Below are 14,074 nucleotides of genomic sequence, written 5' to 3'. Positions count from 1 at the left end.
ACCACCTTTCCACCCCAATCATTTCCGCTGGCATGGCCTGCATTGCCACCCCAACCCTCGCTGCCGCCGTTAGCAATGCAGGGGGTATGGGTACCTTCAGCGCTGCGATGGTTGACCCAGAAAGCTTGCGGCACCTGATTCGCGAAACGCGATCGCTGACGAAGCACCCCTTTGGCATTGACTTCGTGACAGACATGGCACAACCAGAGCACATCACTGTTTGTGTTGACGAACAGGTGCCCGTCGTGATCTTTTTCTGGTCGCTGCCGCCCCAAACATGGGTAACCCAGTTGCAGGCCAGCGGCATTAAGGTCTGGATCCAAATCGGTTCTGTTGCTGAGGCAAAGGCAGCCCAGGCAATGGGAGTAGACGCCATCATTGCCCAAGGAGCCGAAGGGGGCGGCCACAATCGCTCGGAAGCTAGTACCTTCAATCTGTTACCCGCCGTTTGCACCACCGTTGCACCAATTCCCGTGATTGCAGCAGGGGGCATTATCGACGGCAAGGGACTCATCGCGTCCTTGGCTCTGGGAGCAGAAGCCGTATGGTGTGGCACTCGCTTTCTTGCCAGCAAAGAAGCCTATGCCCATGCTGAGTACAAAGCAAGAGTCCTAGATGCGCAACTAGGCGACACCACTCGAACCACCTTGTTTGGCCCTGAAATGCCGGGGCAAATGATGCGAGTGATTCGCAATCGAGCGGTGCATCAGTGGGGCGATCGCGTTGCCGAAGCCATGGACATGGCACGAACAAGCCCTCCCATTGGTTCTACCATCGTTGCTGGGCAAACGGTACCGATGCCTCCGTTTTCCGTCATTCTGCCAATGCCCGACACCACCGGCGACTTTGAGGAGATGTGTCTCACCGCCGGGGAAAGTAGTGGCAACATTACCGCCATCAAGTCTGTTAGAGACATCATCCGAGACATGGAAACCGAAGCCTTGGAGTTACTCACTTGGCGCTTGCAGGCGATCGCGCCGGAACCAACACTAGCAGATCCTACCCACTAGATGCTGCCCGTCATATCCCCATAGCTTGGACAGTACCAACCATTGTTCCCTTGGACGCTGGTTGGGCGAGGGATGGCGAGGGATGGCAAGGGAAAGATCCCGTAGCTCCTGATCCAGATTTAAGATGAGTCCTCGCTTATCACCTGGAACAACCTGACGAAGGCCCGTCATATCAAATCTGGTTAGACACACAATTCATTTAAGCCTGGGGCAGTACCAGAATGTCTGTAGCTCCCTGAACAAGGGGGAAGCAAGGCGGGAGATCAAAGGCAGGAGATCCCAGTTATGACCTTTTAACCGGATTTGACATCAGGACATCTCACACCATCCGACGAAAGAATAAGGTTTAAACCTCTTTTTTCCGTTTTCCGAGTAGGAACTGGGTCATCGTTTGCTCGCAAGTCCGGTTAGACACACAATTCACTTAAGCCTAGGGCAGTACCAAAATGTCTGTAGCTTCCTTACCAAGGGGGAAGCGAAGCGGGGATCGAAGACAGCAGGTTTTAATCATGACTATTCAATCGGACAATCGAATGTGTTAGTACCTTTTTCCATACATCTCCTAAATCAGGAAGCCATGAAAATCAACATTCTCACGATCGGGTCTCGAGGTGATGTTCAGCCCTACATTGCGCTAGGAGTGGGGCTACAGCAAGCGGGCTACACCGTCCGGCTCACCACCCACGACACCTTCAAAGATTTAATTCAACACTATGGTCTAGACTTCTGGCCCATTGGCGGCAATGTGCAAGCGATCGTCCAAGGAGAAGCAGGGCAGAGCATGATTGCCTCCGGAGGCAATCCACTGCAAGCTCTGAGCCGTTTACGAGAAGCGCTAGATCCAATTTTGGCAGAATCCTTGGCCCAAACCTGGGCCTCTTGTCAGGATGCAGATGCGGTCATTAGCAGCGGCACGGCCTTTTTTGGCGATGATGTGGCGGAGTGTCTGGGACTACCGTCCTTCATTGCCCTCCTCCAACCCATTTTGCCCACCGGAGCAATCACCCATCCGATGGCTCCCCCCGTCCACCTGGGAAAAACCCTCAATCGTTGGGTCTATCAATTTTTCAACCACTTTTACTGGCAGCTCTTCAAGCAATCAGTCAATGATTGGCGTCAGCGCACGCTGCACTTAGCGCCGCACCAAAACTGTCCATTCTTGGGTCAGCGTTGGCGATCGCTGCCTAAGCTGTTTGGCTACAGTCCAGCGGTCATTCCTCACCCTCCCGACTGGGACGCCCACCACCATATAACGGGATACTGGTTTCTGGATGCGCCACCGAATTTCACACCACCGACTGAGCTGCTGGACTTTCTAGCCGCAGGAGACCCGCCCATTTCGATTGGCTTCGGCTCTATGACCAGCCGGGATGCGGAAACTACCACGGCGATCGCCCTGGCCACATTAGAGCAAACTGGTCAACGGGGACTGCTGCTCACAGGCTGGGGGGGTATTCAAAATGCCGATCTTCCCGACCACGTCTTTAAGCTGGATGCCATTCCCCATGACTGGCTGTTCCCCCGCGTGAAGGCGATTGTTCACCATGGTGGTGCAGGAACGACAGCGGCAGCGTTGCGATCGGGTATACCGGGGATTGTTGTGCCGTTTTTTGCCGATCAACCCTTTTGGGGCAAGCGTGCTGCTCAATTAGGCGTTAGTCCTCAACCCATTCCCAAGAAGCGCCTCTCGATTGATTCTCTAGCCCATGCCATTCAGCAGGCGACCACAAACTCAACCCTGCGACAGTACGCTCAGCATTTAGGAACAACTATTCGGGCGGAGGATGGTGTCGGTCAAGCTGTGCAGGTGATCAACACTACCCTCACCACTGCCAAGTTTGCTGCAACGTGAGTTTGATCTAGATCATAATCAGGCTGAGGTAATTGAGATTCAATACGTTGAGCGTCATTCTCAGCTTTTTTTACTGCTACACCGTCACCCCTTCTAGCTCTTCATCGGTTAACTCATAGAGCGATCGCAACTGGTTTAGCTTGTGATCATCCGCAGCCCAAAAGCCGCGACCGTGAGCTTCTAGCATTCGTCCGACAATATTGCGAAACGCTTCGGGATTTGCTTGCCGTAGCTTCTCAGCCATCTCTGCATCGAGGGCGTAGGTCTCGGCGGCTTGATCATAGACCCAGTGATCTTGGAAATCCGTCGTGCCGCTCCAGCCGATTAGGGCAGTCATGCGCTGGGAAATTTCGTAGGCACCGCCAGATCCTTGGTCGGCCATGGCTTCAGCCCATTTAGGATTGAGGAGCTTGGTGCGATATTCCATACGCAGGAGAGATTCTAAACTGCGAGGAGTAGTGTCTTTGGAGAAGCTTTCCACAAAGCTAGCGGTGACTTTCTTGCCGCGTTTCTGTTCCGCCGCTTGCTTCAGCGCACCGGTGTTAGCGTAATATTCCTGAATATCGGTGAGGCCATATTCCACGGAGTCAATCTGTTGGACAATGCCGTCGGTGGACTGGAGTAAGGTATCTAGAATTTCGGGGCGCGACTGCCCTTTATCGTGGCGACCATAGCTAAAGGTGTTGCGACCTTTCCAGGTGTCGGCTAGCTCTTTGCCGGTTTCCCAGTTGGAATCCACGACGCGATCGTTCACCAGAGAACCAAAGTCACCAGCGGGATTGGAAAAGAGGCGGGCACAGGGATTTTCGACGCCTTGGGCTTGGAGGGCGATCGCATGTTTGCGGATAAAGTTTTGCTCAATTGGCTCGTCGGCTTGGGCGGCACGCTGGAATAGATCGTCGAGTAATTCAATCACGTTGACGAAGCTATCGCGGAAGATGCCGGATAAGTTACCTAAGACATCAATGCGGGGATGATCGAGGTCGTCTAGGGAAATCAAATCATAGCGAACGATGCGGCCGGTGCCTTCTTTCACCGGTGCAGCGCCAACGAGTTCTAACAAAATGCCGATGGATTCGCCCTTAGTTTTGATCGTATCCAAGCCCCAGAGCATCACCGCAATGGTTTCTGGATAGGTACCCTGGACGTCCTGGTGTTGGGCAATCAACTGACGGGCGATCGCTCTCCCGCGTTCGTAGGCGGCGGGGGAGGGCATCCGGTAGGGATCGAGGGCGTGGATGTTACGGCCGGTGGGTAAGACTCCGGGGCCGTCGCGCAACAGATCGCCGCCGGGGGCGGGGGGAATATATTCGCCGTTGAGGCCGCGCAGCAGGTTGGTGAGTTCGTCGGTGGTTTGGGCTAGGCGGTGGGTGATCTCCTGGGCGATCGCTGCTTGGTCTTGATCATCATCAGGGCGATCGCCAAAGTAGGCGGATAAATAGCCCTGCACCTGCTCTGGATTGGGCGCTTCCCCGAGGATGTGCAATCCCGAAGAAAATAGGCGGGCTTCAAGCACTTGCAGGTAGTTGTAGAGCTTAACCAGGTAATGGCGGAAGCGATCGCTGCTGAACATGCGGACGGTTTCAGGACTGAAGGCTAGTCCAAGGCGCTTGGCGTCGTCAAAGGGACAGTCGGCTTCTAGGCCAGTATCCAGAACTTTTTTACAGATAATCTCGGTGAGTCCGTCGTTTTTCTCGGGATCCTCGCGATACTCGGCGATCAAATCCCGCAGGGTGACCAGTTCTTTATACAAACCAGCTCGACCGTAGGGCGGCACGTTGTGGGAAATCAGCACGCCGTAGCCCCGCCGCTTGGCCAGCATTGACTCGGAGGGATTATTGGCCGCATAGATATAAAGATGGGGCAGATTGCCGAGGAGGACGTCCGACCAAGAATAGCCAGTGTTGCCGAGAGGGGAGCCGGGCAGCCATTCCACCGTGCCGTGCATGCCGAAGTGCAGCACCGCATCGGCCTGGAAGTCGTGCTGGAGCCATTGGTAGAAGGCGGCATATTGGGGATGGGGCGTCAGATCCCGCTCAAACATCAGCCGCATGGGATCGCCCTGAAGGCCCAGGGGCGGCTGCACGCCAATCCACAGATTACCCAACTGCACGCCGCCCAGCAGGTAGCGGCTATCCTCAGGATGTTCGCCGGTGAGGGTGCGAATGCCGCTCTGGGTGAGGGATGTCCACTGTTTTTCCACCCGGCGGGTGAGCAGGTAGCCCAGCCATTTCGCCAACTGGCGGGGGGCAACGGTGGTGGTTTGGCCATCGGTCAGCCGGGAGCCAGGGGGCATGGCGGAGACAAACAGATCGTCTGCGGCCTTCACCCGAGCGATCAGCGCTTCCCCATCCTCCGGTAGCGGGTCGTTGCCGAGATCGTACCCCTCAGATTCCAAGGCCCGCAGGACATTCAGCAGCGATTGAGGCACATTCAGCAGGGCGGCGGTGCCGGTTGCGCCGTAGCCGGGGGGAAAGCCGTAGAGAATAATTGCCAGCTTGCGATCGCTCTTAGGTTTGCGGCGCAGGGCAATCCATTGGTTCAGCCGACCGGTGAGCCGTTTCACCCGTTCGGGCACCAGGTAAATCTTGTCGCCCACCAGACCGCCCAGGGGAATGGGATCGATGGCTCCGTCGAGTTCGGGCAGGGCATAGAGCACCACGCTTTGCAGACCGCCGATCCCCTGACGTGTCCAAGAGTGAATATCTTGAATCAGCAGCGGTGCGGAGACCAGATAGGGCACATTTTTGGCGCTGAGGATGCGCTTGGCCACCTCCACCTGCCGCCCCGCTTCCATGGATCCGGCCGGGCCGCCCACTAGGGGAAAGCCAATGGTCGAGGTAATAGCATCCACCGTCACGGCATCAGTGGAGAGGGAGGAACAGTCTACAGTGCCCTGCTGACGCTGGGCCTGTTCGTGGGCGGTGGTCATCCAGTCCCGCACCGCCACATGGCCTTCGACGCCGTTAATAAAGATGGGAATGGGGATCAGCCCGGCTTGCTCAAAATGCCGAATCAGTTGGGGAATGTAGGGCTGGCGGGTGATCACATGCTTACGGTAGAGCAGCAGGCCAACCCGAGGCGCGGTAGCGGCTAGGGAAGATTGACTCAGGTACCAGTCGAGGTAGGCGCGGGGGGATAGAAAATAGCCATCGTAGTCGGGATGGAGTAGCCCCATATTAGGAGTTTCCAGCATCGGCGGAATCTCGCCAACGGTCACGCCCAGGTAGGTTTGGGCCAGGTACCCAGCCATGGCCGCCACGTTGTCGCTACCGCCCGCATTCCAATAGCCGTAGATGATCAGCCAATTGCGCAGATCCTGCACCTTGCCCACAGGGATATATTTCAGCAGCTTGGGGCCAACTTTGAGGAAGCTGATGTAGCCGGCTAGCTTGTCTTCTTCCCGCTGGCTGCCGCCAAACTTGCTGAGGATAAACTGCACCGGCTTGGGCATACCCTTGGGCTTGTCGCCAATGGCAAACTTACCCAGTTGGGTGAGGCTCATGAGTTCTAGGGCCGACTCAAACACCAGGCGAATGGGAATCTGCTGCACCCGCTCCCGCAGCCAGAGGACTTGATCGTAGTCAAAGATCAGGCTGGCGAAAAACACATCGGCTCCCTGGAGCGCCTGCTCAACCGCCTGGGGATCCGCCGCCAGATCGCGATCGCTAAACACCTGCATCTGCAGATCAGGACAGCGATCGCTCACCTCTCGGGCCGCTTGGCGATAGAGATCGGCATTAAATGACTCAAAACCAGCGATTAACACGATGCGTTTCATGGCAGTCCCAACGGTTCCAGCTACTTTGATCCTAGGCATAATTCCCAGCGATCGCCCAATATCGCCCAAAAACGTGACCGATCCCCATCGGTGAAATCCAGAGCTGAAAAGACATGGGAGCGATCGCCCTTAACATTGTTGCAATAAATTTACAATTAAATGAGTGCTTACTTCAGGATATGTCAAATATTGTAAATTTTTGTCTCAGTTTTTTTATCAAATTGTTTCAGATCTTAGGAGGGTGCGGTTTCTGACCTGGTTTTTCTGGTACAAACACTCAATAGTAGTGATTTGAGCAAGCCTCAATCTGGCAGCTTTACAGGAGCCTCACTGAATGTTCACTTATGTCAAGCCCGCGATCAGACACATTGAGCCGGAAAATCTTCAGAACCGTTCGCTGCTCAAGGTTGTCTATGTGGTGCTAGAGCCGCAGTACCAAAGCGCCTTATCCGCGGCGGTTCGCTCGATTAACCAGAACAACCCCAATCTCGCCATCGAAATCAGCGGGTATCTGCTAGAAGAACTCCGCAGCCCAGAAAACTACGAAGCTTTTGAGAAGGACGTCGCCAACGCGAATGTCTTCATTGCCTCTTTGATTTTCATCGAAGAACTGGCTGAAAAGGTGGTCACAGCGGTGGAACCCCATCGCGATCACCTCGACGTGGCGGTGGTGTTCCCCTCCATGCCCCAAGTGATGCGCCTCAACAAGATGGGCACCTTCTCCATGGCCCAGCTTGGTCAATCCAAGAGCGCCATCGGCGAGTTCATGAAGAAGCGCAAGAAGCAGTCGGGCAGCAGCTTCCAAGACGCCATGCTCAAGTTGCTCAACACCTTGCCCAAGGTGCTGAAGTATCTGCCCATGGACAAGGCCCAGGATGCTCGCAACTTCATGCTCAGCTTCCAATATTGGCTGGGTGGCTCGGCGGAAAACCTGGAAAACTTCCTGCTGATGCTGGCCGACAAATATGTCTTCAAAGACCAGGTATCCCAAGATGGGGAAGCTCTGCACTACCAAGAGCCGGTCACCTACCCCGACATGGGCATCTGGCATCCCTTGGCTCCGCGCATGTTTGAGGATGTGCAGGATTACCTCGACTGGTATAACAGCCGTCCTGATATTTCCGATGACCTCAAAGATCCCCTCGTGCCCACGGTGGGCATGGTGCTGCAGCGCACCCACTTGGTCACCGGCGATGATGCCCACTATGTGGCCATGGTGCAGGAGCTGGAATGCATGGGCGCACGGGTGATCCCGGTGTTTGCCGGCGGTCTAGACTTCTCAAAACCCGTCGATGCCTATTTCTACTACCCCAATTCCCCCGGCAAGACCCTCGTCGATACGGTGATTTCCCTTACCGGTTTTGCCCTGGTTGGCGGCCCCGCTCGGCAGGATCATCCCAAGGCCATCGACGCCCTCAAGCGCCTCAACCGTCCCTACATGGTGGCGCTGCCCCTGGTGTTCCAAACCACCGAAGAATGGCAGGACAGCGATCTGGGTCTACATCCGATTCAGGTGGCGCTGCAAATTGCTATTCCCGAACTGGATGGAGCCATTGAACCGATCATCCTCTCCGGCCGCGATGGAGCCACGGGGAAAGCGATCGCTCTCCAGGATCGGGTTGAAGCCATCACCCAACGGGCCATGAAATGGGCCACCCTGCGTCGTAAGCCCAAAGTGGATAAGAAGGTGGCGATTACCATCTTCAGCTTCCCCCCCGATAAAGGCAACGTGGGTACTGCCGCCTACCTCGACGTGTTTGGCTCCATCTACGAAGTTGTGAAGGCGCTGAAGGGCAACGGCTACGACATTCAGGATCTGCCCGACTCGCCCCAAGCGCTGATGGAAGCGGTGATCCATGATGCCCAGGCCCAATACGCCAGCCCTGAGCTGAATGTGGCCTACCGCATGTCGGTGCCAGAGTATGAAGAGCTAACGCCTTACCACAAGCGCTTGGAAGATAGCTGGGGCCCTGCACCAGGGCACCTCAACTCCGATGGTCAGAATCTGCTGATCTACGGTAAGTCCTTCGGCAACGTGTTCATCGGGGTTCAGCCCACCTTCGGCTACGAAGGCGACCCGATGCGCTTGCTCTTTTCCCGTTCCGCCAGCCCCCACCATGGCTTCGCCGCCTACTACACCTTCCTGGAACGCATCTGGAAAGCCGATGCCGTCCTGCACTTTGGCACCCACGGCTCCCTAGAGTTCATGCCGGGTAAGCAAATGGGCATGTCGGGCGAATGCTACCCCGATAGCCTGATTGGCACCATTCCCAACCTCTACTACTACGCAGCGAATAATCCCTCGGAAGCGACGATCGCCAAGCGCCGCAGCTATGCCGAGACCATCAGCTACCTGACGCCCCCCGCAGAAAATGCCGGGCTGTATAAGGGTCTGAAGGAACTCAGCGAACTGATTGCCTCCTACCAAACCCAGAAGGAAAGCGGCCGGGCAATCCAAATCGTCAATGCCATTGTAGATAAATGCCGCTTGGTGAATCTGGATAAGGACATCGATCTACCGGAGGTCGAGGCCGATCAGCTTTCCATGGAAGAGCGGGACAACCTCATCGGCAAGGTCTATATCCGCCTGATGGAGATTGAGTCGCGGCTGTTGCCCTGCGGTCTGCATATCATCGGTCAACCACCGACGGCAGAGGAAGCGATCGCCACCCTGGTGAACATCGCCAGCCTCGATCGTGCCGAAGATAATCTGCTGGGTCTACCGCGCATCATCGCCACCAGCATTGGCCGTAACTTGGATGATATCTATAAGAACAGCGATCGCGGCGTCCTAGAAGACGTGCAGTTGCTCTACGACATCACCCAAGCCACCCGCGTCACCGTAGCCGCCTTGGTTCAAGCCCAAACCGATGCCGAGGGTCGGGTGTCCTTGGTCTCCAAGCTCAACTTCTTCAACATGGGCAAGAAGGAGCCATGGCTGCAGGCGCTGACCGATGCGGGCTATCCCAATGTGGATGTGGACGCGCTCAAGAAGCTGATGGAATATCTGGAATTCTGTCTGCAACAGGTCTGCGCGGATAACGAACTGGGCGCTCTGCTGAAGGCGCTGGAGGGTGAATACGTCATCCCTGGCCCCGGCGGCGACCCCATTCGCAACCCCGATGTATTGCCCACCGGCAAAAATATCCACGCCCTCGATCCCCAGTCCATTCCCACCACCGCTGCGGTGCAGTCCGCCACCATCGTGGTCGATCGCTTGCTCGATCGCCAGCGGGCCGAAAATGGCGGAGCCTATCCCGAAACCGTGTCCTTCGTCCTCTGGGGCACCGACAACATCAAAACCTACGGCGAATCCTTGGCCCAGGTGATGATGCTGGTGGGGGTGCGCCCGGTGCCGGATTCCCTCGGTCGCGTAAACAAGCTGGAACTGATTCCCCTAGAAGAACTGAAACGGCCTCGTATTGACGTGGTGGTCAACTGTTCTGGAGTCTTCCGCGACCTGTTTATCAACCAAATGAACCTGTTGGATCGGGCCATCAAGATGGCAGCGGAATCCGATGAACCGGTTGAGATGAACTTTGTGCGCAAGCACGCCCTGCAGCAAGCGGAAGAGATGGGCATCCATCTGCGCCAAGCTGCTACTCGCGTGTTCTCCAACGCCTCCGGTTCCTACGCGGCCAACGTCAACCTGGCGGTGGAAAACAGCACCTGGGAAAACGAGTCGGAACTGCAGGATATGTACCTGCGCCGCAAGGGCTTTGCCTTCAACTCCGATAACCCCGGCATGATGGACGAGTCACGGGAGATCTTCGAGGCTTCCCTGAAGACTGTGGATGTCACCTTCCAAAACCTGGATTCGTCAGAAATTTCCCTGACGGATGTGTCCCACTACTTCGACTCCGACCCCACCAAGGTGGTCGCTAATCTGCGCAAGGACGGCAAGACCCCGTCGGCCTTCATCGCCGATACCACCACGGCCAATGCTCAGGTACGTAGCCTGTCAGAAACCGTGCGCCTCGATGCCCGCACCAAAATGCTCAATCCCAAGTGGTACGAAGGGATGCTCTCCCACGGCTACGAGGGCGTGCGAGAACTATCGAAGCGGTTGGTGAACACGGTCGGCTGGTCGGCAACGGCGGGCGCAGTGGACAACTGGGTCTACGAAGACGTCAACACCACCTTCATGGAAGACGAGGAGATGCAAAAGCGGTTGATGAACCTCAACCCCCACTCCTTCCGCAAGATGGTGACCACGCTGCTGGAGGTCAACGGTCGTGGCTACTGGGAAACCAGCGAAGAAAACCTCGATCGCCTACGCCAGCTCTATCAAGAAGTGGAAGACCGCATCGAAGGCGTTGAGTAGTCCATGACTAGGAGGTAGGGTCTGCCTACGGGTTGCCCCTACCCCAGCTTTCGCAGAAAATTTGACGCTGAAGGCGTCACCTGAATTACAATGTATGCTATTCTAGTTAAGCATTGTAATTCAGTGCAATTCGGGGCGTAGCGCAGCTTGGTAGCGCACCACTTTGGGGTAGTGGGGGTCGTGGGTTCAAATCCCGCCGCTCCGATTCTAAGAAATCTCGCAGTGATGCGAGATTTTTGATTTTTAAATCCTGCTAGGTAGGTGACCTCGGCATTGCAGAATAACAGTATGATTCCGCAACGCCGTCCCAAATCACCGTTCAAGTACCTGCCCCCCCTACAGCACCGGGGCTGACATCTCCACCGATGCCCAGATGCGCTTAAGCAACTGTTCAAAGGGCGTCCAGTCATCATCCACAGTAATCGGCTCCCACACCGCTTCAATTTGCGATCGCAGCAGGATGGTATCGGGATTCCAGCGATTGAGCCTTGCTGTTACGGCATCATGAGCTGCCGCAGCGATCGCCCTATGGTAAAGCGATCGCCACTCTTGGAGATGGGCTGGGTGGAATTGGGATTCATCCGGTTCATAACCAGGCTGGGCGATCGCCCCATTCAAAATCAAAGATGCATCCTGCCACCACAGGGGCGACACCTGCTGCCGCAGCATCAGGAAAAAGGCATGGTAGCTGATGTCGCTGTCTACCAAAAGCTGGAGCGTCGTTTGCAGCAAGGGAATACCGAGGTCATCCGGCACATGCGCCAAGCCCAGTTTTTGCAGCATCAACCGCCGATACTCTGTGGTGAAGCGATCGCCAAATCCAGCTAAGGCATCCTTCATGACGTCCGCCGACAGCACAGCCTTCAACGGCACCTGAAGCCGCTCTAGATTCCACACACAGGCCTCCGGTTGATTAGCGTAGCAGTAGCGACCGCTGTAGTCAAAATAGGCGGCCGTGAACCGTGGATCGTAGCGATCCAAAAAGGCGTAGGGGCCGTAGTCAAAGCTTTCGCCAGTGATCGACATGTTGTCGGTGTTTAACACTGCATGGCAAAAACCCGCCATCATCCACTGGGCCATCAAGTCCGCTGTTCGCTGCACTAGTTCTTGATAAAACAACTCGTAGCGATCGCCCTCTTCCCAAAGATGGGGATAGTAGGTGGCAATCACATGGTTGAGCAACCGCTGAATTAAATCTGGACGCTGAATATAGTCCAGACGCTCGAAGGTACCAAAGCGAATATGGGAACGGCTGAAGCGCACCATCACCGAAGCGCGGGTGGGGGACGGTTCATCGCCTCGCCATAGCGAGTCGCCGGTTTCCACCAAACTTAAACAGCGAGAGGTGTTAACCCCCAACACATGCAGCATTTCCGCCGCCAACACCTCCCGCACGCCGCCCTTCAGGGTCAGACGCCCATCACCACCCCGCGAGTAGGGCGTTGTCCCCGATCCCTTGGTACCCAGATCGTAGAGATCGCCATCCGTGCCCCGCACCTGACCATACAAGAAGCCGCGACCATCACCCAAAAAGGGATTATATTCCCCAAACTGATAGCCATGGTAGCGCAGGGCCAGCAGCGGTTCCCGTCCCTTAAAGGCTGCAAAGGCTTCGATAAAATCGCCATCGGTCACTGACTCAGGCGACAGTCCTAATCGGGGTAGCAGGGCATCGTTACGAAAACGCAGGATCTGCTGAGGAAAATCTGCAGCGATGACCACGTCATAGTAATCATCACCGATCGCTTCTAGGGCTGGCTCGTAGTCTAAATTGAGAAATGGATTAGCAGAAACCATGGCGAGTCCAAAACAACGGGCGGGGTATGGGCGTGCCCTACCCAGGCTATCCTCTCATAGACCTGTGCCTTAGATGGATAGAAATCTTACCCATGGAGCAATTGATAGAGCCCACGGTCAGCGATCGCCCCCAAATCCTCTGCTTACTGTACTTTCATGGCACCATACGAACAGTACACGAGACGATCGGTCGCCTATGAATCCGCCACCTTCTGCTCAGCCCGACCAGCCTGCCCCGCTCACCCAAGTCTCCGAGACCATCCGCGAGTTGCTGCGAGAACCCGCCCTCAGTGATGCGATCGCTCAGGTGATCATCCAGCATTTGCAAGCCACGGGAGCGATCGCTGCTGCTGCCGACGCGCCCATCATTCACACCCAAGTCACCTCCCGCTATGGTAGACTCACTGCCCTGCGCCAGGTCATGGGAGCGATCGCCCTGGTACTGTTGATTCTCTGTGGACGCAATACCCTACAAGCTATTCAGATGAATTCCCCCAGCCATGCCCTAGGACTATGGCTCTCCGGCATCTCCATCAGCAGTGGTTTAGGGTTAGTTATCTTACTTGTACTGGAAGTGTTTCTCGGAGCTGGGCAAGAGCAAGAAGTCGAGCGTCTTCAGGGAACCATGCGGGTGCGAGACTACACCTTCATCCCCGCCATCAATCGCCTACCCGTGGTTCTAGGGCTCTTATCCATCGGCTTTTCTACTATTATCCTTGGCTTTTCCAGTCTGTACAGCGAACTGGTGCGCCAAGATGCAAGCCATTTTTCTGGACTCGATCCAGGCTTTGTCGCCATCTATTTTGCCTTTGTCACCTTTTCCACCGTTGGCTTTGGTGATATCCACGCCATTTCCTTCATCGCCCGAGCCGCTGTAACCAGCGAAATAGCGATCGCTATGTTTTTTAGCTTGGTTGTATTATCCACAACTCTATCATGGATCACCGCCTACGAACGGCAACAGCACGAAGAATTTATCAAGCAGCGCGTTCAGGGTCTTCAAGTTCCAGCATCTGTTTTGCCAGATAACTCAGGATCATCTAGGCAATAAGCCATAAAACTGTGACCAAAGTCGGGAGTTTTGCTGAATCAGGGTATGAGCCTTGCAAATGTCTGCGGAGTCCCATTGCTATTGAGTCCACCATAGTGACTGTACTAGAGCCAGTCAGTGTTGGCTAGTAGGCATTCAACGTGATTTACTTCTGGGGAGTTTGACGATGATCTGAAACGGTTAGAATTTTCTGACAAGCTAGCTGAATCATCTGTCTCAACCAAAGATTAGCAGAGTCGCGATCGCTCAACCGACTCCA

The 14,074-nt window shown here is 55.5% G+C and carries 6 protein-coding genes and 1 tRNA gene; 5 read left to right on the top strand and 2 right to left on the bottom strand.

All coding sequences use genetic code 11. The annotated features are described in order from the left end of the window. On the top strand, positions 1 to 1,010 hold a 1,010-nt coding region (locus tag V6D20_20160), incomplete at its 5' end, for a nitronate monooxygenase (GenBank protein ID HEY9818093.1). Between the two features lie 577 nt (positions 1,011 to 1,587). Then, positions 1,588 to 2,862 (top strand): glycosyltransferase, encoded by a 1,275-nt coding sequence (locus V6D20_20155; protein ID HEY9818092.1) that lies wholly within the window; start codon positions 1,588 to 1,590, stop codon positions 2,860 to 2,862. A 76-nt stretch (positions 2,863 to 2,938) separates the two neighbouring features. Here V6D20_20155 and bchH read toward each other — a convergent pair whose 3' ends face one another. Next, positions 2,939 to 6,643, bottom strand: coding sequence for a magnesium chelatase subunit H (bchH, locus tag V6D20_20150; protein HEY9818091.1), 3,705 nt, complete (start codon positions 6,641 to 6,643; stop codon positions 2,939 to 2,941). 334 nt (positions 6,644 to 6,977) lie between these two features. On the opposite strand from bchH, the gene V6D20_20145 reads away from it, so the two are divergent. Both V6D20_20145 and V6D20_20140 read left to right on the top strand, forming a co-directional pair. Then, positions 6,978 to 10,967, top strand: a complete 3,990-nt coding sequence (locus tag V6D20_20145; GenBank protein HEY9818090.1) for a magnesium chelatase subunit H — start codon at positions 6,978 to 6,980, stop codon at positions 10,965 to 10,967. A gap of 131 nt (positions 10,968 to 11,098) precedes the next feature. Further along, positions 11,099 to 11,172: transfer RNA gene (locus V6D20_20140), tRNA-Pro, on the top strand. A gap of 131 nt (positions 11,173 to 11,303) precedes the next feature. Here the strand turns inward: V6D20_20140 and V6D20_20135 are convergent. After that, positions 11,304 to 12,764 carry a YdiU family protein gene (locus tag V6D20_20135; protein ID HEY9818089.1) on the bottom strand — a complete coding sequence of 487 codons (1,461 nt, stop codon included), beginning with the start codon at positions 12,762 to 12,764 and terminating at the stop codon, positions 11,304 to 11,306. A gap of 196 nt (positions 12,765 to 12,960) precedes the next feature. Between V6D20_20135 and V6D20_20130 the strand changes: the two genes are divergently transcribed. After that, entirely contained in the window at positions 12,961 to 13,815 is an 855-nt protein-coding gene (locus V6D20_20130; protein ID HEY9818088.1) for a potassium channel family protein, read from the top strand. Positions 13,816 to 14,074 lie beyond the last annotated feature (259 nt).

This window comes from Candidatus Obscuribacterales bacterium, from assembly GCA_036703605.1.
Lineage (GTDB): Bacteria > Cyanobacteriota > Cyanobacteriia > RECH01 > RECH01 > RECH01.
The sequence above is the reverse complement of the archived record's forward strand: the minus strand, read 5'-3'. Positions and strand labels throughout refer to the sequence as shown.